This window comes from Rhizobium phaseoli (genome assembly GCF_001664385.1).
In the GTDB taxonomy this organism is placed as follows: domain Bacteria; phylum Pseudomonadota; class Alphaproteobacteria; order Rhizobiales; family Rhizobiaceae; genus Rhizobium; species Rhizobium phaseoli.
Genome location: NZ_CP013532.1, coordinates 2392776 through 2416159 on the forward strand (window position 1 = coordinate 2392776; position 23384 = coordinate 2416159).

Sequence of the window (23384 nt, forward strand, 5' to 3'; positions counted from 1 at the left end):
GCAAAAGAAAGGTTTTCCCAATGGCGGTTCCCGGCATCGGTGCCCTGGCCCCCGATTTCAATCTCCCCCGCGACGGCGGCGGCCGTGTCTCGCTTTCCGATTTTCACGGCAAGCCGCTGGTGCTGTTCTTCTATCCCAAGGATGACACCACAGGCTGCACCGCCGAATCGCTGGCTTTCACGGCGCTGGCGCCGGAGTTTGAAGCAGCCGGCGCTGCCGTGATCGGCATGTCGCCCGATTCGGCCGCCTGCCATGACAAGTTCATCAGGAAACACCGTCTGTCGGTGGCGCTCGCCTCCGACGAAGAGAAAACGACGCTGCAGGCCTATGGCGTCTGGAAGGAAAAGAGCATGTACGGCCGCAACTTCATGGGCGTCGAGCGCACGACTTTCCTCATCCGCCACGATGGCACGATCGCGACGATCTGGCAGAAGGTGAAAGTGCAGGGCCATGCCGAAACCGTGCTCGAGGCCGTCAGGAATCTGGCCGCGTGACCGGTGATTTCGCGATAATCTCGTTGCGCGGCGGCGCCATCGACGCCATCCGCTCGGCCGATCTCGGCCGCAAGACGGCCCTTGCGCAGGAAAGCGCCACCCGCTGGTTCGCCCGCCGGGTGTCGCTGCGCTCGCCGCTCGACGCCGCGCTGCCGGAAAGACCAGGCCGTCCCGACAAACCGCTGCTGACGCCGCCGACCCAGGTAGAGAAGCGCTCGCTGCACACGCTGAAGGGCCGGATCGCCCTGCTGCATGCCATCGCCCATATCGAGCTTAACGCCGTCGATCTGGCGCTCGATATCGTTGCGCGATTCGCGACCGAACAGGTGCCGAATTCCTTCTTCGACGGCTGGATGCAGGTCGCTTTCGAGGAGGCGAAACATTTCCGCATGGTGCGCGCCCGCCTCAACGATCTCGGCGCCGATTACGGCGATCTTCCCGCCCATGACGGGTTGTGGCAGGCGGCCCATTCGACGCGCAACGACCTGACGGCAAGGCTCGCCGTCGTGCCGCTGATTCTCGAAGCCCGCGGCCTCGACGTCACGCCGTCGCTGCAGGCCAAGATGCGCGAGACCGGCGATCTCGAAAGCGCTGCCGTTCTCGACGTCATCTATAACGACGAAAAGGGCCATGTCGCCGTCGGCGCCAAATGGTTCCGTTTCCTCTGCGCCCGCGAAAAGCGCGATCCGGCAAAGGCCTTTCAGGAGCTGGTGCGCGCTAATTTCCGCGGGCCGCTGAAGCCGCCCTTCAACGATCTCGCCCGTGCCGAGGCCGGGCTGACGCCGTCCTTCTACCGCTCGCTGGCATCGATCAGCCACGCCTGAGGTGATTGATTTTCTGGCGCAAATGACGGCCGAGAAAGCATTCATTAACCATAACCGTGTCTAATTTTCCGAAAGAGGCGTAGAGCATCAATCGGGAGAGCCTGCGTGAACAGCGGACATCAGCACCGGGTATTCGGCAGGCGGGCACAGGAACACATCCTGATCCTGGCAAGTGGCGACAAAGTGCGCCACATGACGGTCCGGCCATGGATGGCAGCGCTTGCCTTCTGCTTCGTCGGCGTCTTCTCGATCGGCTATCTCCTGGCGACCTCCTACCTCGTGCTGCGCGACGACCTGATCGGCGCCACCATGGCACGCCAGGCCCGCATGCAGCATGACTACGAGGACCGCATCGCTGCCCTTCGCTCGCAGGTCGACCGCATCACCTCCCGCCAGCTTCTTGACCAGCAGGTGGTCGAGGATAAGGTCGACAAGCTGATGGAGCAGCAGATGGCGCTCACCTCGCGCCACGGCAAGCTCGACAACCTGCTCGACCGCGCCGAAAGCTCCGGCCTGACGGAAAAGGATGGCGCCCTGCCGGCGCTATCATCGCCCGTCCAATCCTTTGCCCCCGATATCAAGGACAAGCGCGCTTCACTCACCGGCGGCCTCGAGGCGATCGAAAGACAGCTGGCGAGCGGCGCGCCCGCTGACGCGACGCCCGACAATTCGACGCTTGCCTATGTCCCGTCCGCCGAGACGGTCGGCGACCGCGCCGACCGGATCTTCTCCAAGGTGACGCTGTCGCTGAAGGATGTCGAGCAGGACCAGCGCAACCGCGTCGAGCAGCTGACGAGTGACGCCGGCCATGCCGCCAGCGCCATCGAAACCGTGCTGACCCGCTTCAAGATTCCTGTGCCTGAGGAGACGGCCGCGGCCAGACAGGAAGAGGAAAGTGCTATCGGCGGCCCCTATCTGGAACCCGAGAGCAACGACGACTTCAACAATTCGCTGGCCGCGCTCGACGGCGCGCTGACCCGGCTGGAGGCCGTGCGCAGCACTGCCGAGTCCCTGCCCTTCCGCAACCCCGCCATCGGCAAGGAAGTCACCAGCCCCTTCGGCAACCGCCGCGACCCGTTTCTTGGCCGCCTGGCCCTCCATTCCGGCATCGACTTCCGCTTTTCGCCGGGCGAAAGGATCCGCCCGACGGCGCCCGGCAAGGTCATCGCCGCCGGCTGGACCGGCGGCTACGGCAACATGGTCGAGGTCGACCACGGCAACGGCATCTCGACGCGCTATGGCCATATGTCACAGGTTATGGTGAAGGTCGGCGACACGGTCGGCCGCAATGACGTCATCGGCCTTGCTGGCAGCACGGGCCGTTCGACCGGTACCCATCTGCACTATGAAGTGCGCCAGAACGGCCAGGCGGTAGATCCAGTATATTTCATGAATGCCGGCCTTAAACTCGCTACCTATATCAAGTAATAGCCATCAGGTAACCATCGCTTCACTCTGCACGGAGTGCCGCCTCTCTATTTCTTGACTTGCCGGCCATTCGGGGCTATGTCGCGCTGCATTGCGGCATGCAATCCCGCCGACTCGTTCAGAGCTCGGCCGAACCGGAACGGAAACAGTTTTCCCTTTGACGACATTCGCTGACCTTGGCTTGAGCCAAAAAGTGTTATCCGCTGTTACCGACGCGGGCTATACGATCCCCACGCCTATTCAGGCCGGGGCCATTCCCTTCGCGCTCGAACGCCGCGACATTTGCGGCATTGCGCAGACCGGAACCGGCAAGACGGCATCCTTCGTTCTGCCGATGCTGTCGCTATTGGAAAAGGGTCGCGCCCGCGCGCGCATGCCCCGCACGCTGATCCTCGAGCCGACCCGCGAACTCGCTGCCCAGGTCGCCGAGAATTTCGAGAAGTACGGCAAGAACCACCGTCTGAACGTCGCCCTGCTGATCGGCGGCGTGTCCTTCGAAGACCAGGACCGCAAGCTTGAGCGCGGCGCCGATGTGCTGATCTGCACGCCCGGCCGCCTGCTCGACCACTTCGAACGCGGCAAGCTTTTGATGAGCGGCGTCGAGATCCTCGTCATCGACGAGGCCGACCGCATGCTCGACATGGGGTTCATCCCCGATATCGAGCGCATCGCCAAGCTCATCCCCTTCACCCGCCAGACGCTGTTCTTCTCGGCAACCATGCCGCCGGAGATCCAGAAGCTCGCCGACCGCTTCCTGCAGAATCCCGAGCGCATCGAGGTGGCAAAGCCGGCATCGACCGCCAAGACTGTGACGCAGCGCTTCGTCGCCTCGCACAGCAAGGACTACGAGAAGCGCGCGGTTCTGCGCGAGCTCGTCCGTGCGCAGACCGAACTAAAGAACGCCATCATCTTCTGTAACCGCAAGAAGGATGTCGCCGATCTTTTCCGCTCGCTCGAGCGCCACGGCTTCTCCGTCGGTGCGCTGCATGGCGACATGGACCAGCGTTCGCGCACGACCATGCTGCAGAACTTCCGTGACGGCAATCTCCAGCTGCTGGTTGCCTCCGACGTCGCCGCCCGCGGCCTCGACATTCCCGATGTCAGCCACGTCTTCAATTTCGATGTGCCGATCCACTCCGAGGACTATGTCCACCGCATCGGCCGCACCGGCCGTGCCGGCCGCTCGGGTGCTGCCTTCACGCTCGTGACCAAGCGCGACACCAAATTCGTCGACGCAATCGAGAAGCTGATCGGCGAAAAGGTCGAATGGCTGAGCGGCGATGTGAATTCGCTGCCGCCGGCCGAAGAAAACGCCGACAGCGAGCGCCCGCGGCGCAACAGCCGCGAGCGCGGCGCAAAGGGTGAGCGGGGCGAGAGGGATCGTGGGCGCGGACGCGGCAATCGCGGCGCTGCGAGTCATAAATCTGATAACGACATCCAGGATAATGACGTCCAAGTGATCGAAGCAGCACCAGCAAGGGCCGAAGTCTTGAAGAACGAGCGCAAAGCAGAGCAGAAGCCGCAAAACAATGCGCGCCACAATCGGCCCTACCCGGCAAACGACGACAGCCGCGACCGCCGCCGTCATCGCGATCACGACGACGGCCCGACCCCGGTCGGTTTCGGCGACGACATCCCGGCCTTCATGCTGATCGCCGGCAGCGCCAAGGTCTGAACATCCAATGGGCAGGCCCGGCCATGATTTTCCGGGCCTCGGCGTTGGTCTGGTGATCCTGCGAGACGACAGGATCCTCCTCTACAGACGCGTGAATCCGCCTGAAGCCGGCTACTGGAACATTGTCGGCGGCAAGGTCGATCACATGGAGCCGGCTGAAGAAGCCGCGCGTCGCGAGGCCGAAGAAGAAACCGGCCTCAAGATCGGCCGGATCGAACGCATCGGCATGACCGAGCAGATCATCGATGCCGACCGCCAGCACTGGATTTCCATCCTCTATCTCGCCCGCAATGTCGAAGGCGAGCCGCAATTGACCGAACCGGACAAGCTTTCGGATCTCGGCTGGTTTGCCTTAACGGATCTGCCCACGCCCCTGTCGGCCTTCACCAAAGCGGCAATAGCAGCCCTGCCGGCTGCTGAGCGCGGTTAGTCCTCTGCGCGTAGCGCCGCCTCATAGGCAAGCCTTACCCATTTCGCCATCAGATCGGGATCGTCGTAAGCCTCTTCGGGGATCGACCAGTAGGGCATCTTGACCGGTTTTCCCTTCTTGCCCTCATAGGCCCATTGCGTGGCGCCGGCGGCGGCAAATTCCGGGGCGGTTGTCTCGTCGGCTTTCAGCAACATCTCGTCGCGCACTTCGACTGCAATAATGCGCCCGAGGTGATAAATGCCTTTGCCGCCGAACATGCGCTTGATCGTGACAGGTCCGAGCCCCTGAAACATTTCCTCGATCCCGGCATTGTCCATTCTCTATTCCCTCGAAATTCCGGCTGTTCCGATCACAGCGTGTGATAATCCCGGTTCATGTAAATGAGCGCCGGATGCTTCTCGCTGAAGCGGACGGCGGCGACTTCGCCGAAGATGACGTTATGGGTCGGCATTTCCTTGATGTCGGTCACCCGGCAGTCGAAGGCAGCAAGCGCATCGGCGAGAACCGGCGCGCCGGTGACGAGCGTGTCGAAACGGGCGCTGGCAAAGCGTTCCTCATCGGTAAGCGCCGTGCGTCCGGAGAAAGCGTCGGCGACGCCCTGATGGTGAGCGCCGAGCGTATTCAGCACGAAGATGCCGCTGCGGAAAAATATCTCGTTCTTCGGATTGGTGTTGTTGAGGCAGATCAGCACCGAGGCCGGATTATCCGAGACCGAGCAGGCAGCCGTGATGGTGACGCCCCGACGCAAGCCTTCCGTAGCCGTCGTCACGAGCTGCACGTGGCCGGCGTAGCGGCTCATGGCATCCCGATAAAGGCCGGGGTCGATATGCTGTCTGTTCAACACCTGCGTCTCCGTGCGCTCTTCTGCCGACTGCATACAATTACACAGCAATGCAAAGTCCTGCAGCGTCCTTTGCGTCACCGAAACGACGCCCTGCGCTGCTGTTCGACTTCCATCGCGCCAATATGGCGAGCATCGGTTACCTTTTCTACAATAGGACCGGTGAAAAGCATTGGGTTACGCTTGTTTTTCTTTGACGATCGCGGCCTTGCGGATAAAAGGGCATGGACGATGGCTAGGGATCTCCGCCTTTCATGATCAACCTGCGTGGCATAGCAGCCGTTCTGATGCTGCTGGGAGCGGCGGCGCAAGGCCATGCGGCCGGCGTGACGATCGGCGTCGTTGCGCCCCAGAACGGCCCGCTCGCCCTGCTCGGCGCCCAGATTGCCGCCGGCGCCGGTTTCGAGATCCAGCAGTCAGGCAATACGCTCGTCGCGGTCAACGAGACCTGCGAAGACAATAGCGGGGCGGCAGTCGGTGATGCGCTTGTCGCGGCCAAGGTGCAGATCGCCGTCGGCTTTCTTTGTAGCGAGACGCTCGAAGGCGCCCTGCCGAAGCTCAAGGATGCCGGAATTCCGGCGATCACCGTCTCCGTGCGCTCGCGCATCCTGATGGAGGATGCGCTGAAAAACGGCTGGTCGCTCTTCCGCATGGCGCCTGCCGATGGCGCCGAGGCGGCAAAGATCAATGAAGTGATCCTGAAGGACTGGGCCGCCGATCCGATCGCCCTGATCGAGGACGGCACCATTCACGGCCGCGAACTGACGGAAGCGGTGCGCAATACGCTGGAACAGAACGGCCTGAAACCGGTCTTCACCGATACCTATCGCCCGGGGCAGGAGCAGCAGATCGCTCTTGTCCGCCGCCTGAAACGGGCGGGCGCCACCAGGGTTTTCGTCGGCGGCGACCGCAACGACGTCGCCGTCATCGCCCGCGACGCGGAGGCTGAGAACATCCCCCTCGCCATCCTCGGTGGCGACGCCATGCGCGCCGCCGATCAGCCGCTGCCGCTCGGGCCTGGCGTGCGCGCCGTCGCCCTGCCCGAATATGCCGTCCTGCCGGAAGCCGCGGCGACGGCCGAAACCTTACGCGCCAAGGGGATCGAGCCGGAAGGTTATGTTCTGCCGTCGCTTGCAGCGGCATTGATTGCCGGCCAGGCGGCCGAAGCCGCCGCTGCGGCCGGCAAGCCCCTCCTGGAGACGCTGCTCGGCACGACATTCCAGACCCCGGTCGGTGCCGTCGCCTTCACCGGCACGCATGAACTGTCGCAAAACCCGTACCGCCTGCTCGAATGGCGCGGCAACGGCTTTTTTCCACCGGCTGCGCCGACGCAATGAGCGGTCGTCAGCCTTGAATTCCGGCGCCGTGCTCGGCTGGCGCCCATACGGGAGTAAGACTTGATGACGCTGCCCATTCGCATTGCCCCCTCGATCCTCGCGGCGGATTTCGCCAGGCTCGGCGAGGAGGTGCGCAATGTCACCGCCGCCGGGGCCGACTGGATCCACCTCGACGTGATGGATGGGCATTTCGTGCCCAACATCTCCTTCGGCCCGGATGTCATCAAGTCGCTGCGCGCCTATACGGATGCCACCTTCGACTGCCACTTGATGATCTCGCCGGTCGACGACTATCTCGAAGCTTTCGCCAAGGCCGGCTGCGACCGCATAACCGTCCACGCCGAATCCGGGCCGCATCTGCACCGGTCGCTGCAGACCGTCCGCAATCTCGGCAAGAAGGTCGGGGTGACACTCAATCCGGCAACTCCGCTCAGCGCCATCGAGAACGTGCTCGACGATGTCGACCTCATCCTCATTATGTCGGTCAATCCAGGCTTCGGCGGACAGAAGTTCATTCCGGCAATGGCGGGCAAGATCGCGGCGGCAAAATCAATGATCGGAGACAGGCCGATCGAGCTTGAGGTCGATGGCGGCGTCACCGTGGAGACGGCGCCGGCAATCGCCCGCGCCGGCGGCAACGTCCTCGTCGCCGGCTCGGCGATTTTCAAGGGCGGCACGGTCGAGAATTATCGCAAGACCGTCGCCGATCTGCGCCAGGCAGCCGAAGGGGCACGATCATGAAGAAGCAGCTTTTCATCGGCGGCCTGCTGGCCGCGGCACTTGCTGGCCTGCCCGGCGTGTCACTTGCCGGCGACATTGCCAGCATCCAGCCAATCGGCTTTTCCGCCGACGGCAAGGTCTTCGCGTTTCAGGAGTTCGGCATCAAGGAGGGCAGCAATGTCCCCTATTCCAACACCTATTTCATCGATACCGACAAGGGCCAGTATCTCGAAGGCACGCCCTTCCGCACCGAGCTGACCGACAAGGACGCCAATCTTTCCAAGGCACGGCGGCAGAACCTGACGGCGGCACGCGGTCAGATGGACAAATACGATCTGCTGACCAACCCCGGCCTGATTGCCGCCTTCAATCCGCCGACCGAACTCGGCTCTCCCGCAAAGACGCTGCGCTACACGACACTTGCGACCGACGGCCCGCCGAAATCGCCCTACACGCTTTCGCTCGGCGAGTTGCCGATAGCGGCGCCGACGGACTGCGCGGCGGTCGCCAAGCGGGTCCTCGGCTTCAGCCTGCAGATGATTGAGAAGGAAGGCGTTCCGAACCGGCAGGCAGCGCGCCAGGTGCAAACGGTTCCAACCGAGCGCGCGTGCTCGGTCGAATATAGAATCGGCGGCGCCGTCGTCTATCAGCCGGAAGCGGGAAACCAGGTTCATATCGCCCTGGTGCTGGCCTTCGATGCGCAAAGGAACGGGCGCTGGATCGCCGTTCCGGTTCATCCCTGAGCCTGGATCATTCCAGAATGGAGCGCCGGAGGAGCCGCATACGCGCGGCATGGCCGCCCTACCCCGATCTGGTTGCCGGCGCGCCGCTCTGGGGCATGCAGATGCTCGTCTCCGCCATGCTCGGCCTCTATCTGCGCAACGGCCTGGAGACGAGCCGCCTTGCCGAAGTCGCCGCGCTCTATTTCCTCGGCGGCCTGCTCGCCTGGCCCTTCGCTTTGCCGACTGCCCGCTTTCTCGCCTATGGCAAGCCGCCGGAGGCACGTTTCGCCGCCTTTTTCGTGATACTGATCGCGGCCACGATCGCGATGACTGCCTTCCTCTTCGCGATGGAATATCGGATCTTCTATTCGCGCTGGCACGCACCCTTCGGAAGCGGCATCTGGGTCTTCCAGTTCATCTTCACCAGCATCAGCGCCGTCTATCAGTTCCTGGTGATCGGTCTGCGCCTTTTCCTGCCGCTCGGTCTCGTCTGCCTTGTCGCCAGCAGCTATTATCTTGCGAAACGCATGCGTTGAGATTGCCGCCCGTCTTTGCTACAGGGGCGCTGAAGCAATTTCAGCAAAAGTGTTCAGCGGTTTTGCGCCCGAAATTGCGCAAAAACAGAACATTGACGCAAACCTCTTGAAGTGAAGGCAGCCGCCCATGATCCCGCGTTATTCCCGGCCCGAAATGGTCGCCATCTGGTCTCCCGAAACCAAGTTCCGCATCTGGTTCGAGATCGAGGCGCATGCCTGCGACGCGCTGGCCGAGCTCGGCGTCATCCCGAAATCGGCGGCAAAGACCATCTGGGAAAAAGGCGGTGCGGCCACCTTCGACGTCGCCCGGATCGACGAGATCGAGGCTGTCACCAAGCATGACGTCATCGCCTTCCTGACCCATCTCGCCGAGATCGTCGGCCCGGATGCACGTTTCGTCCACCAGGGCATGACCTCGTCCGACGTGCTCGACACCTGCTTCAACGTTCAGTTGGTGCGCGCCACCGATATTCTGATTGCCGATCTCGACCGGCTGCTGGCAGCGCTGAAAACCCGCGCCTTCGAACACAAGGACACCGTCACCATCGGTCGCTCGCACGGCATCCATGCCGAGCCTACCACCTTCGGCGTCAAGCTGGCTCTCGCCTATGCCGAATTCGAGCGCTGCCGCCAGCGCCTCGTCGCCGCCCGCGAGGAAGTCGCGACCTGCGCCATCTCCGGCGCCGTCGGCACCTTCGCCAATATCGATCCGCGCGTCGAGGAACATGTCGCCGAGGCGCTTGGCCTGAAGGCCGAGCCGGTCTCGACCCAGGTCATCCCGCGCGACCGCCATGCCATGTACTTCGCCACCCTCGGCGTCGTTGCCTCCTCGATCGAGCGGCTGGCGACCGAGATCCGCCACCTGCAGCGCACCGAGGTTCTGGAAGCCGAGGAATATTTCTCGCCCGGCCAGAAGGGCTCCTCGGCGATGCCGCACAAGCGTAACCCTGTGCTGACCGAAAACCTGACCGGCCTCGCCCGCATGGTCCGCTCCTACGCCCTACCGGCCATGGAAAATGTCGCCCTCTGGCACGAGCGCGATATCTCCCACTCCTCGGTCGAACGCATGATCGGCCCCGACGCTACCGTCACCCTCGATTTCGCCCTCTCACGTCTGGCCGGCGCCATCGAAAAGCTGTTGGTCTACCCGGAGAACATGGAAAAGAACCTCAACAAGTTCCGCGGCCTCGTCCACTCCCAACGCGTCCTCCTGGCGCTGACCCAGGCCGGCACCTCCCGCGAGGACGCCTACCGCCTGGTGCAGCGCAACGCCATGAAGGTCTGGGAGCAGGGCAAGGATTTCCTGGAAGAGCTGCTGGCGGATACCGAAGTGCGCGCTGCGCTGTCCGAGGAGGATATTCGCGAGAAGTTCGACCTTGGCTATCATACCAAGCACGTCGATACGATCTTCCGGCGGGTGTTTGGAGCCGCATAAGGATTCTTTTCTGCGTTATGGCGGCGCCTCCCGGCGCCGTTGTCTCCTGCGCTGTCTAGCCGACGCTCCGTCTTAGCCGCAGCCTGATCATGACCGGGAAGTAGATGCATGTCGCAAGGAGAGAAGGAGCGGACAAAATCAGGATAATATTCAATATTGTCATGTCCTTCCGTGTAGGATCATTTATCCCGCCGCGTATCAAAAAGAACGACGCAACGATTAACACCAACGTTGCGATAAAGATGATGGATCCCCACAAAAATGGGCGTGAATTTACTGCAGCATATTTAATGCGATAAAAAATAAACAATAAAAAAACGATCGGAAGCGAAAGAAAAAACTTCGCGAACAGCAGACCAAGGCCTAGATCACTGAAGAAAAATGGCAAATGGCCCAATGGCAGCCCTATGAGATAGGCCTGAAAAAACAATTCGACCTGCGGTTCTCTGAGAAAGGAATCGCGCATTTTCCCCTGCAAAACAGCTTTAGACCCGACATGCGTTATAAATGCATATTGAGGAATTCAGCTCTTCTCAAGCGGTCGTTGCTTCATCTTCGAGCCCTTAGCATTCGCCGATCGCTTACGCGCATCGGTCTTTTTCGGCGTAATGGCTTCCGCGGCCTCCGCAGTTCTGCAAGCCTCCGTCTCGCCCCTGCCCTTGGCAGCCTTGGCGACCAGCTGGTCGAGATGTTTCAGCTCCTCCTCGTCGAGATTTTCGATGCCGATGAAGCGATTTTCGGCATGGCTTGTCAGGATGATTTCGTTGAGTTTGGCCTGGATCGCCCGCGTGTCGCGCGTCTGTGCGTTCTGCAGCACGAAGACCATCAGGAAGGTGATGATGGTCGTGCCGGTGTTGATGATCAGCTGCCAGGTTTCCGAATAGTCGAAGAAGGGCCCGAGCAACGCCCAGATGATGACGATACTCAGAGCCAGGATGAAGATGACGGGCTTGCCCGCCCATTCTGATGTCTTGGTTGCGAAGCGGGCAAACAGATGCTTCATCGTTACCTCTGAAATCCTCCCTCGGAGCCATATTTAAACTCCGAGGCAGGTTCGAGGTTCCCTTGAAGAATCGGAATCCGAAAATCTCCGAGGGGCAAAACCGTGGCTACGCGGCCTCCCGCGCAACCAGCTTGCGATAGAGATGCCAGGTCGCATGGCCGAGGATCGGGATAACGAGCGCAAGCCCGGCAAAGACGGGGATCGTGCCGATGACGAGGAGTGCGGCGACGATCAGACCCCAGAGCAGCACCGGCACCGGATTGATGATCGTGGCACGGATCGAGGTCACGACGGCGGCGACCGCCCCGACATCGCGGTCGAGCAGCAGCGGAAAGGTGATGACGGAGATCGCCAGCACCACCAGCGCGAAGCCGAAGCCGATGAGATTGCCCCAGATGATCAGCTGCAGGCCTTCAGCCGTACCGAAAACCTGGCGGGTGAAATCCGTCATGGTGCGCGGAAACACTTCTCCGAGGAGATTGGTATAAAGCGTCTGCGCCGTCACCAGCCAGACGACGAAAAGCCCAAAAAGCATCAGCCCGACCGCGACGATCGACGGCAATGCCGGCGAATGGCGCACGTCGAGCGCATGCGTCCATGACGTGTCGAGTCCATCCTCGCGCCGGCGGCTGATCTCATAAAGGCCGATCGCCGCGATCGGTCCGATCAGGACGAAGCCGGACATCAGCGGGAAGACCATCGGCAGAAGATTAGCGCCGGAGGTCCATAGCGTCAGGAAGACGCCTGCGATCGGGTACATCAGGCACAGGAACACGTAATGCGAGGGTTTTTCCTTAAAATCCTCGAACCCGCGCTTCAATGCGTCGAAGACGTCAGCAATGCCAATGCGATTGACGACGGGCCGCGCCAAGCTGTCGCTGGCACCCGTCATGACATGAAATGCCGCCATGGCTTTCTCCTCCTCAGCCGAGATTGGTCGGCAGCGGCACGCATCGGCGGGCAAGCCGATACGAAATCCGCAACCGGCACTGGAGCAATATAACAAATATCAAGGCGCGTGTCGCTCTCTCCCTTGATGCCCCTCTTGACATCTTCGACAGGCTTTCTCACATCGGCGGCACTATGAAAGCCTCAGACGCAGATATCCTCATCATCCCCGGCTATACCAATTCCGGCCCCGGCCATTGGCAGAGCCGCTGGGAAGCGAAGCTCAGCACGGCGCGGCGCGTCGAACAGGCGGAATGGACGAAGCCGGTCCGCGAGGACTGGATCGCCCGCATCGCCGAGGAGGTGAACGCCTCGACCCGGCCCGTCGTGCTTGTCGCCCATTCGCTCGGCGTGCCCTCGGCGATCCACGCCATCCCGCTTTTCCGCAACCGGGTGGCAGGAGCCTTCTTCGTCGCCCCGCCCGATGTCACCAATCCCGATATCCGCCCGAAGCATCTGATGACCTTCGGCCCCTATCCGCGCGATCCGCTGCCCTTCCCGTCGATCACCGTCGCCAGCCGCAACGATCCGTTCGGCAGCTATGAGCATGCCGACGATATGGCCAGCAGCTGGGGCTCGTTTCTCGTCGATGCCGGTGAAGCGGGACATATCAATGCCGATTCCGGTCACGGTCCCTGGCCGGAGGGCACCATGGTCTTTGCCCAGTTCCTGAGCCGTCTCTCTGCTGATTGAGGAAAACCGCCTTCTCGTTAATTCAGCAATTGCTTTCTAAGTCTTTCTTAATGGAAAGACAGCAGACTGCGCCCGAGATGAATAAGCGAGAATGCCCGTGAAGAAAGCCCATCCAGAGGCCGAGAGCCCGCATGGCGATGCCGCAGCGGCTGCGGCAGGCGTCAACGGGGCAGCCGGCGATGCCGAGCTGGCGGAGCGGGAGAGCCGATGGAACCATGCGCTGGTCGGCTCGGGCCTCGGCGTATGGGATCACAACTATCGGCTCGACCGGAAATATTACTCGCCCACGTGGAAAACCATTCGCGGCATGGCGCCCGACGAGGTGGTCGCTGGCGATTACGATGCATGGCTGCAGCTCGTCCATCCCGATGACCGAGATTTCGTCGCGCATGCCATCGAGCGCCAGAACGCCGGCGACCCGAATTATCAGATCTTCCAGTATCGTGAGCGCCACAGGGACGGCCACTGGGTCTGGATCGACTGCCGCGGCGCTTGCGTGGAATGGGACGAGAACGGCGTACCGTCACGCATCGTCGGCACGGATATCGATATCACCGCGCGCAAGGAAGCCGAGGAGACGCTGTCGCGCCTGTCACGCCGGCTCGACCTGGCGCTGGAGATTTCCCATATCGGCGTTTTCGAGGCCGATATTGAGAATGATACGGTCGAATGGGACGATCGCCTCATCGCGATTTACGGCCTGCAGGGCGCCTCGCATCAGATCGCGGGCGATGCCTGGGCGAAAAGCCTGCATCCCGACGACCGCGAACGGGTGCTCGGCCTGGCCGGCCGCAGCGTCGAAGGCGGCAGCGATTTCCAGCAGGAATATCGCATCATCCGTGGTGACGGCGTCGAACGCATCATCCGCGCCCGCTCGGCCTTTTTCGTCGATGGCAACGGCCACCGCAAACTGATCGGCGCCAACTGGGACGTCACAGAAGACGTCGCGTTGCGCAATGAGCTGCAGCGCGCCAAGGACCTGGCCGAGGCCCGCAACCGCGAGCTCGAAGCCGCCAAGGAGAGCATCGAGCGCTTGGCGCTGCATGACTACCTCACCGATCTCCCGAACCGGCGCTATCTCGACAAGATGCTGGAGGAGCGCTCGGCCGAATGTCGCGCCAAGGGCCTTGCCCTGGCGATCCTCCACGTCGATCTCGACCGCTTCAAGCAGATCAACGACACGCTTGGTCACCGAGCCGGCGACGCCATGCTCCAGCACGCGGCGAATGTGCTCAGAAACTCCGTCCGCGCTGCCGATTTCGTCGCCCGCATCGGCGGCGATGAATTCGTCATCCTCTGCACCATGGATGCCGCGTCGAAGAAGATCGGCGGCCTTGCCCAACGCATCATTCACAAATTGCGCAAGCCTGTCAGATACGAGGGGCACGACTGCCGTTTCGGCGCCAGCATCGGCATTGCCATCGATAGCAGTCCCAAGCTCGACGCCAAGCAGACGCTGCTCGATGCCGATATCGCGCTCTATCGCGCCAAGGGCCTCGGCCGCAACCGCTTCGAATTCTTCTCGGCGTCAGCCCGCCGCGACATTGTTTTGGCCAAACATCTCGCCGACGAGATCCTGATCGGCCTCGAGCGCAACGAATTCGTGCCCTTCTATCAATTGCAGTTCGATGCCCGCACGCTCGATGTCACCGGCGTCGAGACGCTCGCCCGCTGGCAGCATCCCCGCCACGGGCTGCTGGCGCCCGACCGCTTTCTCGATATTGCCGAGGATCTCGACGTCGTCTCGACGATCGACGCGCTAATTCTGGAGCGCGCGCTGGCCGACCGCCGCGCGTGGATCAAGGAGGGCTTGTCGATCCCGAAAGTATCGGTCAACGTTTCCGCCCGCCGGCTTGCCGATCCCGATCTCGGCAAGAAGCTCCGCGCCCTGAAGATTGAACCCGGTGCCATCGCCTTCGAACTGCTGGAATCGATCTCGCTCGACGAATGCGACGAGGTGGTGACGGCCAACCTCAAGAAGCTGCGCAAGCTCGGCATCGACGTCCAGATCGACGATTTCGGCACCGGGCACGCCTCGATCGTCAGCCTGCTGCGCCTGAGCCCGAAGACGCTTAAGATCGATCGCGAGCTGATCCGGCTGCTGCCGCAATCGGCCGAGCAGCGCAAGCTCGTCGGCTCGATCATCGACATCGGCCGCTCACTGAACATCCGCGTCATTGCCGAAGGCGTCGAAACGGCCGACCACATCCGCATTCTCGAAGACCTCGACTGCGACACCCTGCAGGGCTATGCGCTCGCCCGGCCGATGCCCGCCATGCAGATCCCCTCCTTCATCCGTGCCGGAAGCTGGCGCCATGGGCAGACCGGCGCACGCGCCTTGCAGGCGCATCTTCGCCACGCACTGCCAGGCAGAGCCAACAAATAAAACCTGTATAAGCCGCCCGCCATTTCGCCTTCATTCCACCGTACAGCAAAAGCCGCTAAACTCGCCTTGGGAATCCATTCGATTCTCTTGACGGTATTTCCGCAGAATCCGGAAACCGGGGCCAGAATCCCGAAAAGAGGGAAGGAGCGACAGGCGGATTGTGAAACTCACTCTTTTCCTTTAAGGGGACGCCACGAGATCGATCCACTCGCGCCATCCCAAGAGCGCCAACAACAGAGAATGACCACGATGAACCGTCGCCGCCGTATTTACGAGGGCAAGGCAAAGATTCTGTATGAGGGTCCGGAACCGGGAACCTTGATCCAGTTTTTCAAGGACGATGCCACCGCTTTCAATAAGAAGAAACACGAAGTCATCGACGGCAAGGGCGTCCTCAACAACCGCATTTCCGAATATATCTTCAGCCATCTGAACAAGATCGGCATCCCGACCCATTTCATCCGCCGGCTCAACATGCGCGAGCAGTTGATCAAGGAAGTAGAGATGATTCCGCTGGAGATCGTCGTGCGCAATGTCGCCGCCGGTTCGCTTGCCAAGCGCCTCGGCATCGAGGAAGGCGTTGTCCTGCCGCGCTCGATCATCGAATTCTATTATAAGTCCGATGCGCTCGACGATCCGATGGTCTCCGAAGAGCATATCACCGCTTTCGGCTGGGCCAATCCGGCCGAGCTCGACGACATCATGGCGCTCGCCATCCGCGTCAACGATTTCATGACCGGTCTTTTCCTCGGCGTCGGCATCCAGCTCGTCGATTTCAAGATCGAATGCGGCCGCCTCTTCGAAGGCGACATGATGCGGATCATCCTCGCCGACGAAATCTCGCCGGACAGCTGCCGGCTCTGGGATATCGAAACCCGCGAGAAGATGGACAAGGACCGCTTCCGCCGCGATCTCGGCGGCTTGCTCGAAGCCTATTCCGAAGTCGCACGCCGTCTCGGCATCATCAATGAAAACGAGCCTGTGCGCGGCACCGGCCCGGTTCTCGTCAAGTAAGGCAGGAAAGACAAAGTGATCAAGGCTCGTGTCACCGTCACGCTGAAAAACGGCGTTCTCGATCCGCAGGGCAAGGCCATCGAAGGCGCGCTCGGCGCCCTCGGCTTCTCGGGCGTCGGCCATATCAGACAGGGCAAGGTCTTTGACCTGGAGCTCGACGGCGCCGACAAGGCCAAGGCCGAGGCTGACCTCAAGGCCATGTGCGAGAAGCTCCTCGCCAACACGGTGATCGAGAACTACGCGATCGCAATCGACTGACGATCGCCGCCCGTCGTCCGGCGGGCTTTGAGGATTTGGAGTCATGACGCAGGCAAAGCTGGAGACGGAAGTCTCGAAATATATGAGCTATGTTTTGCGTCATGCGCCTGAAGCCGCTGGTTTGACGCTTGATGCCGAGGGTTGGGTGTCGTTCGATGAACTCGAAAAAGCGCTGACGTCGAAATACGGCGTTTCCCGCGCTGATATTATTGCGGTCATCGAAAACAATCCGAAGAAGCGCTTCACCCTTGCCGACAACAGAATTCGCGCGAATCAGGGTCATAGCATCGACGTCGATCTCGCATTGAACCCGTCGGAACCGCCTGCCACTCTCTTTCACGGCACGTCTTTGGTGAATTGGCAGTCGATCGAGCGTGAAGGCTTGCAGAAGATGCAGCGGCATCACGTTCATCTCTCAGCGGATGTCGAAACCGCGAAAATCGTCGCAACGCGCCGCAAGGGTGAATTTCTCATCCTGCGTGTGGATGCGGCCCGCATGTTTTCCGAGGGTCATTCTTTCTTTGTCTCCGACAATGGAGTATGGCTCGCCGAAAGCGTTCCAGTTCAATATCTTTCGCCAGACACGGGGACCCCATGAAATCAGCCGTCGTTCAACTTCCGGGCCTCAACCGCGACCGCGACATGATCGCCGCCTTGACCAAGATTTCCGGAAAACCGCCGGTGACGATCTGGCAGACGGAAACGGAGATCCCCGATGTCGACCTGATCGTCATCCCCGGCGGCTTCTCTTATGGCGATTACCTGCGTTGCGGCGCGATCGCCGCCCGCATGCCGGTCATGCAGGCGATCGTCGACAAGGCGGCCAAGGGCGTGAAAGTGCTCGGCGTCTGCAACGGTTTCCAGATCCTCGTCGAAGCCGGCCTGCTGCCGGGCGCGCTGATGCGCAATGCCTCGCTGAAATTTGTCTGCCGCGAGATCAAGCTTGAAGTCGTCAATGCCGAGACGGATTTCACCCGCGCTTATGCGCAGGGCCAGGTCATCCGCAGCCCGGTCGCCCATCACGACGGCAATTATTTCGCAGACGAAGCAACGCTGGCCAAGATCGAAGGTAATGGCCAGGTCGTCTTCCGTTATGCCGAGGGCACCAATCCCAACGGCTCGCTCAACGATATCGCCGCCGTCATGAACGAAAAGGGCAACGTGCTCGGCATGATGCCGCATCCGGAAAACCTGATCGAAGCCGCCCATGGCGGTTCGGACGGCCGCGGCCTCTTCGCCTCGGCGCTCGACGTCATCGCCGCCTGAGCCCGTCCTCAATGCATGCCGCCCGCAGGCCTCTGCGGGCAATGGCATGCGAAAGACCATCATCCGGATCACTGGAGCAGATCATGCGCCCTCGCCTCTCCGTCGCAAACGTAGCCTTGCTGACCGCGCTTGCAGCTGTCGTTGCCGGTTGCCAATCGCCGGCGCCGGCAGCGGGTCCGAACCGCGCTGCGTTGCCGACCATGGAGCGCGTTGCACTCGGCGCCAGTGCCTGTTGGTTCAAATCGAACGATCCGGCCTTCGCGGCCTATAAGCTCGCCCCGGAGCTCAATTCTTTCTCCGGTCGCCCGCGCATCCTGCTCGTCCACAAGGGGAGCCCCGAAAGCCGGCCGCTGCTCGTCGTGCAGGCCGAAGGCAGCCCGGCCCGTCTGCAGGCTTTTGGTCCGATGATGCAGGAACCGGTTGCCGGCCGTATCGCCGCCGACGTCAATCGCTGGTCCGGCGGCAACAACGGCTGCCGCTGACCGTTACCGCCAGGTTCGGCAACCGGAATCAATCCCAGAAAAACGACTTGCTGACTTCGCGTGCCGCATCGGACTGCGACAGCCCAATATCCTTGAGTTCGCTCGCCGTCAGGCCTCGCAACGCGCGCCGGCCTTCCCGCTTCTGATACCATAAAAGAAATGCGGCCCAGATCCGCCTCAAACGCGTCGCCTCGGCGGGCACGTCGGGGACAATGATCTGCCTCCTGTCCTCATAAGAGACAATCGGTACAATTGGCATTTTGATCTCAGGCAAGGCAGACATTCCAGGAATCCTCTCGGTTGTCCGTTGGAATTGACTCTTAATCTTGACAGGGACAATGTGACAATATAGGAATTGTCACCATGACAAATTGGCTTCCCGATCTCTCCCGCGGCTCAGGACCGGTCTATCTCCGCCTTGCCGACAGCATTGAATCCGCCATCTCCAGCGGCGCCCTGCCCGCTGGCAGCAAATTGCCGCCGCAGCGCAACCTCGCCTATGATATCGGCGTGACGATCGGCACGATCGGCCGGGCCTATGCACTGGTGCATGAACGCGGTCTCGTTGCCGGCGAAGTCGGGCGCGGCACCTATGTGCTGAACCGTTCCGAATCGCCGCCGGGCGAACAGATCGATCCGCTGACGATCTCGCTCGGCGGCACCCGCCTCCAGGATGCGCCCGCCGACAAGATTCGTTTCGACACGACCGCCGCCCCTGATCTTGGCCAGGGCAAGATCATAGCGGGCATTCTCGCGGAGATCGGCGAGCAGCATCTCTCCGAAATCTCCTCCTATTCCCGAAGCTTCCCGAAGAACTGGTTCGAGGCCGGCCGCCGCTGGCTGGCCCGCAGCGGCTGGACACCGGAGGCCGAAAACATCGTGCCGACGCTCGGAGCCCATGCCGCGGCGATATCGGTCATTTCAGCCGTCTCGGCGCCCGGCGATAAGATCGTCTTTGAGAATCTCAGCTACACGCAGGTTAGCCGCAGCGCCCGCCTTCTCGGCCGCCGCACGGTCACCGTCGACTTCGACGACCAGGGCGTGCTTCCCGACGATTTCGAACGGCTCTGCCAGCAGCAGCATCCGAAGCTCGCCTTCCTGATGCCGACCGTTCACAATCCGACTGTGACGATCATGCCCTATGAGCGTCGCGCGGCGATTGCGGCAATCGCCAGAAAACACGGCGTCTGGCTGATCGAGGACGACCTCTACGGCGGCATGGCCGCCGATGATACGCCGCTGATCGCCTCACTTGCATCCGATCGCACCTTTCTCGTTAGCGGCCTGTCGAAATCTGTCGCCGCCGGCGTGCGTGGCGGCTGGGTCGCGTGCCCGCCGCATTTCGCCCAGCGAATAAGGGTAACGCACCGGATGATCACCGGTGGCCTGCCCTTCATCCTGGCCGAGACCTGCGCACGCCTCGTCGAAAGCGGCACGGCGCACGAGATTCGCAAACAGAGCGTCGAGGAACTCTCGCGGCGTGTCCGGATCGCCCGCGAGCAATTGCGGGGCTTCGAGTTCGAATCGCACCTGCACGCGCCCTTCCTCTGGCTGAAATTGCCGGAGCCGTGGATGTCCGGCACATTCAAGAACGCCGCCTTCCGGGACGGCGTGCTCGTCGATGACGAGGACGAGTTCAAGGCGGCGCGCGGCGACAAATCCTATCATCGCGTTCGCGTCGGTTTCTCCTCGCCGAAGACAGGGCAGGAACTGATCTCCGGACTGATGATCTTGCGCCGGCTCCTGGAAAATGGCGGCTCCGCCTACGACGGCGAAATATGACCTGTTGCAAATACACGTCATAGTTCCAAAAAAAACATTAGCGCGGAACGGCAATGCTTTACCGGCCGGACCTCCATGCTACCTCTTGGTTATCCCGCAAGTGAGGGAATCAAAGGACAGCAGATGAAGATCGACTTCGGCAAAGTCGCTCTGCGCTTCTTGGGTACAGCGTCGGCGGCAGCGGTAGTTGGCTTTTTTGCCATGACCGGCTCCGCAAGTGCAGGTGAACAAATATTCGACGAACTGCGCTTCGGCGTTTCGGCCTCGGTACAATCCGGGCACTCCAGGGAAAATGGCGTCTTTCCCGAAGTTACCGCCCTCTTCGATCCCTTCGGCTATGATGAAACGGTCGGTTGGCAAAAATTGCTGCGTCCCCGTGTCCATCTCGGCACCTCGATCGGCACATCGGGGGAAGCCACCCAATTCTTCACCGGTTTCACCTGGACGGTCGATTTCAACGACAAGCTCTTTGCCGAAGCCGGTTTCGGCGGCGTCGTTCACACCGGCGATCTCGATGACGATGATGACGGCCCGGAACTCGGCTGCCGCGTCCTCTTCCACGAATATGCCGGTGCCGGCTACCGTTTCACTCCGCATTGGAACGTCATGGCCCAGATTGCCCACTCCTCGCATGCCAATCTCTGCGACGGCCCGAACGATGGCATGACGCGCGCCGGCATCCAGATCGGCTACAAGTTCTGAGCAATTCCCGCTTTTTGCGAAAAAGCCTGCCCGCCCCCGTGAATTGCCCCCGAAGTTGGGTGTCCAGCTTCGGGAGTCAGTTCACTGTGTTGACGGCGGGCATTTTCCTGTCGCGCGCCGCCGCTACATAAGCTAAAGACAGCGCAAAACGCGCCAGGGACCTTTCCGCTCATGACCATTCCAAACACTATCCCGATCACGCCGGAACTCATCGCGGGCCATGGCCTGAAGCCGGACGAGTACCAGCGCATCCTGGATCTGATCGGCCGCGAACCGACTTTCACCGAGCTTGGCATCTTCTCGGCCATGTGGAACGAGCACTGCTCCTACAAATCCTCGAAGAAATGGCTGCGCACGCTGCCGACCAAGGGGCCGCGGGTCATCCAGGGTCCCGGCGAGAATGCCGGCGTGGTCGATATCGATGACGGCGATTGCGTCGTCTTCAAGATGGAGAGCCACAACCACCCCTCCTATATCGAGCCTTACCAGGGGGCCGCGACCGGCGTCGGCGGCATCCTGCGCGACGTCTTCACCATGGGCGCGCGTCCGATCGCCGCGATGAACGCCCTGCGCTTCGGCGAACCGGATCATCCCAAGACCCGTCATCTCGTTTCGGGCGTCGTCTCCGGCGTCGGCGGTTACGGCAATTCCTTCGGCGTGCCGACGGTCGGCGGCGAAGTCGAGTTCGATGCCCGTTATAACGGCAACATCCTCGTCAATGCCTTTGCCGCCGGTATCGCGAAATCCAACGCCATTTTCCTCTCCGAAGCCAAGGGCGTCGGCCTTCCGGTCGTCTATCTCGGCGCCAAGACCGGCCGCGACGGCGTCGGCGGCGCGACGATGGCGTCGGCCGAATTCGACGAATCGATCGAAGAAAAGCGCCCGACGGTTCAGGTCGGCGACCCCTTCACCGAAAAGTGCCTGCTCGAGGCCTGCCTCGAGCTGATGCAGACCGGCGCCGTCATCGCCATCCAGGACATGGGTGCCGCCGGCCTCACCTGCTCGGCCGTCGAAATGGGCGCCAAGGGCGATCTCGGCATCCTGCTCGAACTCGACAAAGTGCCGGTCCGCGAAGAGCGCATGACCGCCTACGAGATGATGCTGTCGGAAAGCCAGGAGCGCATGCTCATGGTGCTTCAGCCGGAAAAGGAAGAGCAAGCCAAGGCGATCTTCGTCAAATGGGGTCTCGATTTCGCCATCGTCGGCAAGACGACCGACGACCTGCGCTTCCGCGTGGTGCATCAGGGCGAAGAAGTCGCCAACCTGCCGATCAAGGATCTCGGCGACCAGGCGCCGGAATACGATCGCCCCTGGCGCGAATCCGGTAAGCCCGCGCCCCTGCCCGCCAATCTCGTCGCCGCACCCAAGAATTACGGCCAGGCGCTGCTGCAGCTCGTCGGCTCGGCCAACCAGTCGAGCCGCCGCTGGGTCTACGAGCAATATGACACGCTGATCCAGGGCAATTCGCTGCAGCTTCCGGGCGGCGACGCCGGCGTCGTGCGCGTTGATGGCCACAAGAGTAAGGCGCTCGCCTTCTCCTCCGATGTCACGCCGCGTTATGTCGAGGCCGATCCCTTCGAGGGCGGCAAGCAGGCTGTCGCCGAATGCTGGCGCAACATCACCGCGACCGGTGCCGAGCCGCTCGCCGCTACCGACAATCTCAACTTCGGCAACCCCGAAAAGCCCGAGATCATGGGCCAGTTCGTTCAGGCGGTGAAGGGCATCGGCGAAGCCTGCCGTGCGCTCGACTTCCCGATCGTCTCGGGCAATGTGTCGCTCTACAACGAGACCAACGGCGTCGCCATCCTGCCGACCCCGACGATCGCAGGCGTCGGCCTGCTGCCGGACTGGAGCAAGATGGCCCGGATTGGCAGCGCCAATGACGGCGACAAGGTGATCATGATCGGCCTCGACGGCAGCCATCTCGGCCAGTCCGTCTATCTCAGGGACGTGCTCGACAGCCGCGAAGGTCCCGCCCCCGAAGTGGATCTCTTCGCCGAGCGCCGCAACGGCGATTTTGTCCGCTCCGTCATCCGCAACGACCAGGCAACCGCCTGCCATGACATTTCCTCGGGTGGCCTTGCCGTCGCGCTGGCTGAAATGGCCATGGCATCCGGCAAGGGGCTGACGATTGATCTCGGCGAATGCAAGGGTGCGCCGCATGCGCTGCTCTTCGGCGAGGATCAGGCGCGTTATGTGCTGACGGTGCCGGCCGATGTGGCGGATTTCGTCTGCGTCAATGCCGAAGGCGCGGGCGTTCCCTTCCGTCGCCTCGGCACGGTCGGTGGAGATGCACTCGTCGTCGACGATCTCATTACGCTGCCGATTCAGCAATTGCGCGATACCCATGAATCGTGGTTCCCTGATTTCATGGAAGGCCGCGGCGAACTCGCCGCGGAATAATGCGC

26 protein-coding genes are annotated in these 23384 nt (G+C 61.8%); 20 read left to right on the forward strand and 6 right to left on the reverse strand.

Annotation, left to right across the window (positions count from 1 at the left end; all coding sequences use genetic code 11):
- Positions 1–20: 20 nt before the first annotated feature.
- The 5 genes from AMC88_RS11625 to AMC88_RS11645 all read left to right on the forward strand — a co-directional run bounded on the left by AMC88_RS11625 (position 21) and on the right by AMC88_RS11645 (position 4851).
- Positions 21–494 (forward strand): peroxiredoxin, encoded by a 474-nt coding sequence (locus AMC88_RS11625; protein ID WP_004675614.1) that lies wholly within the window; start codon positions 21–23, stop codon positions 492–494.
- Complete coding sequence (locus AMC88_RS11630; protein WP_012483973.1) at positions 491–1318, forward strand: ferritin-like domain-containing protein; 828 nt, start codon at positions 491–493, stop codon at positions 1316–1318. The genes AMC88_RS11625 and AMC88_RS11630 overlap by 4 nt, the downstream gene beginning before the upstream one ends.
- 105 nt (positions 1319–1423) lie before the next feature.
- Positions 1424–2746, forward strand: coding sequence for a M23 family metallopeptidase (locus tag AMC88_RS11635; protein ID WP_041683649.1), 1323 nt, complete (start codon positions 1424–1426; stop codon positions 2744–2746).
- Positions 2747–2903: 157 nt separating this feature from the next.
- Positions 2904–4421 carry a DEAD/DEAH box helicase gene (locus tag AMC88_RS11640; protein ID WP_041683650.1) on the forward strand — a complete coding sequence of 506 codons (1518 nt, stop codon included), beginning with the start codon at positions 2904–2906 and terminating at the stop codon, positions 4419–4421.
- A 7-nt stretch (positions 4422–4428) separates the two neighbouring features.
- Positions 4429–4851, forward strand: a complete 423-nt coding sequence (locus tag AMC88_RS11645; protein ID WP_010024858.1) for an NUDIX domain-containing protein — start codon at positions 4429–4431, stop codon at positions 4849–4851.
- Here the strand turns inward: AMC88_RS11645 and AMC88_RS11650 are convergent.
- Both AMC88_RS11650 and AMC88_RS11655 read right to left on the reverse strand, forming a co-directional pair.
- Positions 4848–5168 carry a TfoX/Sxy family protein gene (locus tag AMC88_RS11650; protein ID WP_010024859.1) on the reverse strand — a complete coding sequence of 107 codons (321 nt, stop codon included), beginning with the start codon at positions 5166–5168 and terminating at the stop codon, positions 4848–4850. The two genes, AMC88_RS11645 and AMC88_RS11650, sit on opposite strands and share 4 nt — an antisense overlap.
- Positions 5169–5200: 32 nt before the next feature.
- Positions 5201–5695 (reverse strand): flavin reductase, encoded by a 495-nt coding sequence (locus AMC88_RS11655; protein WP_029531238.1) that lies wholly within the window; start codon positions 5693–5695, stop codon positions 5201–5203.
- Positions 5696–5946: 251 nt separating this feature from the next.
- On the opposite strand from AMC88_RS11655, the gene AMC88_RS11660 reads away from it, so the two are divergent.
- From AMC88_RS11660 to purB, 5 genes are all read left to right on the forward strand, one after another.
- Positions 5947–7029 carry a branched-chain amino acid ABC transporter substrate-binding protein gene (locus AMC88_RS11660; RefSeq protein WP_012483977.1) on the forward strand — a complete coding sequence of 361 codons (1083 nt, stop codon included), beginning with the start codon at positions 5947–5949 and terminating at the stop codon, positions 7027–7029.
- A gap of 63 nt (positions 7030–7092) precedes the next feature.
- Complete coding sequence (gene rpe / locus AMC88_RS11665; protein WP_012483978.1) at positions 7093–7770, forward strand: ribulose-phosphate 3-epimerase; 678 nt, start codon at positions 7093–7095, stop codon at positions 7768–7770.
- Positions 7767–8492, forward strand: a complete 726-nt coding sequence (locus AMC88_RS11670) for a DUF2259 domain-containing protein (protein WP_012483979.1) — start codon at positions 7767–7769, stop codon at positions 8490–8492. The genes rpe and AMC88_RS11670 overlap by 4 nt, the downstream gene beginning before the upstream one ends.
- A 17-nt stretch (positions 8493–8509) precedes the next feature.
- On the forward strand, positions 8510–9007 hold the full coding sequence (locus AMC88_RS11675; protein ID WP_012483980.1) for a hypothetical protein: 498 nt from the start codon (positions 8510–8512) through the stop codon (positions 9005–9007).
- Between the two features lie 127 nt (positions 9008–9134).
- Entirely contained in the window at positions 9135–10442 is a 1308-nt protein-coding gene (gene purB / locus AMC88_RS11680; protein ID WP_012483981.1) for an adenylosuccinate lyase, read from the forward strand.
- Between the two features lie 55 nt (positions 10443–10497).
- Here purB and AMC88_RS11685 read toward each other — a convergent pair whose 3' ends face one another.
- From AMC88_RS11685 to AMC88_RS11695, 3 genes are all read right to left on the reverse strand, one after another.
- Positions 10498–10908 carry a hypothetical protein gene (locus AMC88_RS11685; RefSeq protein ID WP_064825316.1) on the reverse strand — a complete coding sequence of 137 codons (411 nt, stop codon included), beginning with the start codon at positions 10906–10908 and terminating at the stop codon, positions 10498–10500.
- 57 nt (positions 10909–10965) lie between these two features.
- Positions 10966–11445: a low affinity iron permease family protein gene (locus tag AMC88_RS11690; RefSeq protein ID WP_012483982.1), complete on the reverse strand. Its 480-nt coding sequence runs from the start codon at positions 11443–11445 to the stop codon at positions 10966–10968.
- Between the two features lie 106 nt (positions 11446–11551).
- Positions 11552–12355, reverse strand: coding sequence for a DUF2189 domain-containing protein (locus tag AMC88_RS11695; RefSeq protein WP_004676259.1), 804 nt, complete (start codon positions 12353–12355; stop codon positions 11552–11554).
- A gap of 173 nt (positions 12356–12528) precedes the next feature.
- On the opposite strand from AMC88_RS11695, the gene AMC88_RS11700 reads away from it, so the two are divergent.
- From AMC88_RS11700 to AMC88_RS11730, 7 genes are all read left to right on the forward strand, one after another.
- The gene (locus AMC88_RS11700; RefSeq protein ID WP_004676258.1) at positions 12529–13086 is read left to right on the forward strand and encodes an alpha/beta hydrolase; all 558 of its coding nucleotides are present in this window, start codon (positions 12529–12531) and stop codon (positions 13084–13086) included.
- Between the two features lie 91 nt (positions 13087–13177).
- Positions 13178–15472, forward strand: a complete 2295-nt coding sequence (locus AMC88_RS11705; protein WP_064829956.1) for a putative bifunctional diguanylate cyclase/phosphodiesterase — start codon at positions 13178–13180, stop codon at positions 15470–15472.
- Between the two features lie 249 nt (positions 15473–15721).
- Positions 15722–16486 carry a phosphoribosylaminoimidazolesuccinocarboxamide synthase gene (gene purC, locus AMC88_RS11710; protein WP_004676256.1) on the forward strand — a complete coding sequence of 255 codons (765 nt, stop codon included), beginning with the start codon at positions 15722–15724 and terminating at the stop codon, positions 16484–16486.
- Between the two features lie 15 nt (positions 16487–16501).
- On the forward strand, positions 16502–16744 hold the full coding sequence (gene purS / locus AMC88_RS11715; RefSeq protein WP_010017683.1) for a phosphoribosylformylglycinamidine synthase subunit PurS: 243 nt from the start codon (positions 16502–16504) through the stop codon (positions 16742–16744).
- A gap of 43 nt (positions 16745–16787) precedes the next feature.
- Complete coding sequence (locus AMC88_RS11720) at positions 16788–17342, forward strand: RNA 2'-phosphotransferase (protein ID WP_010017685.1); 555 nt, start codon at positions 16788–16790, stop codon at positions 17340–17342.
- Complete coding sequence (purQ, locus tag AMC88_RS11725; RefSeq protein WP_004676249.1) at positions 17339–18010, forward strand: phosphoribosylformylglycinamidine synthase subunit PurQ; 672 nt, start codon at positions 17339–17341, stop codon at positions 18008–18010. The genes AMC88_RS11720 and purQ overlap by 4 nt, the downstream gene beginning before the upstream one ends.
- An 83-nt stretch (positions 18011–18093) precedes the next feature.
- Positions 18094–18492 (forward strand): hypothetical protein, encoded by a 399-nt coding sequence (locus AMC88_RS11730; RefSeq protein WP_012483985.1) that lies wholly within the window; start codon positions 18094–18096, stop codon positions 18490–18492.
- A gap of 28 nt (positions 18493–18520) precedes the next feature.
- On the opposite strand, the gene AMC88_RS11735 is transcribed toward AMC88_RS11730, so the two are convergent.
- Complete coding sequence (locus tag AMC88_RS11735) at positions 18521–18775, reverse strand: DUF1127 domain-containing protein (protein ID WP_010019069.1); 255 nt, start codon at positions 18773–18775, stop codon at positions 18521–18523.
- 80 nt (positions 18776–18855) lie between these two features.
- Here AMC88_RS11735 and AMC88_RS11740 point away from each other — a divergent pair, with 80 nt between their 5' ends.
- The 3 genes from AMC88_RS11740 to purL all read left to right on the forward strand — a co-directional run bounded on the left by AMC88_RS11740 (position 18856) and on the right by purL (position 23379).
- Positions 18856–20274 carry an aminotransferase-like domain-containing protein gene (locus AMC88_RS11740; RefSeq protein ID WP_012483986.1) on the forward strand — a complete coding sequence of 473 codons (1419 nt, stop codon included), beginning with the start codon at positions 18856–18858 and terminating at the stop codon, positions 20272–20274.
- Positions 20275–20397: 123 nt separating this feature from the next.
- The gene (locus AMC88_RS11745) at positions 20398–20976 is read left to right on the forward strand and encodes an acyloxyacyl hydrolase (RefSeq protein ID WP_004676241.1); all 579 of its coding nucleotides are present in this window, start codon (positions 20398–20400) and stop codon (positions 20974–20976) included.
- Between the two features lie 171 nt (positions 20977–21147).
- The gene (gene purL, locus AMC88_RS11750; RefSeq protein WP_012483987.1) at positions 21148–23379 is read left to right on the forward strand and encodes a phosphoribosylformylglycinamidine synthase subunit PurL; all 2232 of its coding nucleotides are present in this window, start codon (positions 21148–21150) and stop codon (positions 23377–23379) included.
- Positions 23380–23384 lie beyond the last annotated feature (5 nt).

Bases quoted from the DNA above. Each gene is read 5' to 3' on its own strand.
- AMC88_RS11625 (WP_004675614.1), top strand. From the start codon at position 21: ATGGCGGTTCCCGGCATCGGTGCCCTGGCCCCCGATTTCAATCTCCCC.
- AMC88_RS11645 (WP_010024858.1), top strand. From the start codon at position 4,429: ATGGGCAGGCCCGGCCATGATTTTCCGGGCCTCGGCGTTGGTCTGGTG.
- AMC88_RS11650 (WP_010024859.1), bottom strand. From the start codon at position 5,168: ATGGACAATGCCGGGATCGAGGAAATGTTTCAGGGGCTCGGACCTGTC.
- AMC88_RS11660 (WP_012483977.1), top strand. From the start codon at position 5,947: ATGATCAACCTGCGTGGCATAGCAGCCGTTCTGATGCTGCTGGGAGCG.
- rpe (WP_012483978.1), top strand. From the start codon at position 7,093: ATGACGCTGCCCATTCGCATTGCCCCCTCGATCCTCGCGGCGGATTTC.
- AMC88_RS11670 (WP_012483979.1), top strand. From the start codon at position 7,767: ATGAAGAAGCAGCTTTTCATCGGCGGCCTGCTGGCCGCGGCACTTGCT.
- AMC88_RS11675 (WP_012483980.1), top strand. From the start codon at position 8,510: ATGGAGCGCCGGAGGAGCCGCATACGCGCGGCATGGCCGCCCTACCCC.
- purB (WP_012483981.1), top strand. From the start codon at position 9,135: ATGATCCCGCGTTATTCCCGGCCCGAAATGGTCGCCATCTGGTCTCCC.
- AMC88_RS11685 (WP_064825316.1), bottom strand. From the start codon at position 10,908: ATGCGCGATTCCTTTCTCAGAGAACCGCAGGTCGAATTGTTTTTTCAG.
- AMC88_RS11690 (WP_012483982.1), bottom strand. From the start codon at position 11,445: ATGAAGCATCTGTTTGCCCGCTTCGCAACCAAGACATCAGAATGGGCG.
- AMC88_RS11695 (WP_004676259.1), bottom strand. From the start codon at position 12,355: ATGGCGGCATTTCATGTCATGACGGGTGCCAGCGACAGCTTGGCGCGG.
- AMC88_RS11700 (WP_004676258.1), top strand. From the start codon at position 12,529: ATGAAAGCCTCAGACGCAGATATCCTCATCATCCCCGGCTATACCAAT.
- AMC88_RS11705 (WP_064829956.1), top strand. From the start codon at position 13,178: ATGCCCGTGAAGAAAGCCCATCCAGAGGCCGAGAGCCCGCATGGCGAT.
- purC (WP_004676256.1), top strand. From the start codon at position 15,722: ATGAACCGTCGCCGCCGTATTTACGAGGGCAAGGCAAAGATTCTGTAT.
- AMC88_RS11720 (WP_010017685.1), top strand. From the start codon at position 16,788: ATGACGCAGGCAAAGCTGGAGACGGAAGTCTCGAAATATATGAGCTAT.
- purQ (WP_004676249.1), top strand. From the start codon at position 17,339: ATGAAATCAGCCGTCGTTCAACTTCCGGGCCTCAACCGCGACCGCGAC.
- AMC88_RS11730 (WP_012483985.1), top strand. From the start codon at position 18,094: ATGCGCCCTCGCCTCTCCGTCGCAAACGTAGCCTTGCTGACCGCGCTT.
- AMC88_RS11735 (WP_010019069.1), bottom strand. From the start codon at position 18,775: ATGTCTGCCTTGCCTGAGATCAAAATGCCAATTGTACCGATTGTCTCT.
- AMC88_RS11740 (WP_012483986.1), top strand. From the start codon at position 18,856: ATGACAAATTGGCTTCCCGATCTCTCCCGCGGCTCAGGACCGGTCTAT.
- AMC88_RS11745 (WP_004676241.1), top strand. From the start codon at position 20,398: ATGAAGATCGACTTCGGCAAAGTCGCTCTGCGCTTCTTGGGTACAGCG.
- purL (WP_012483987.1), top strand. From the start codon at position 21,148: ATGACCATTCCAAACACTATCCCGATCACGCCGGAACTCATCGCGGGC.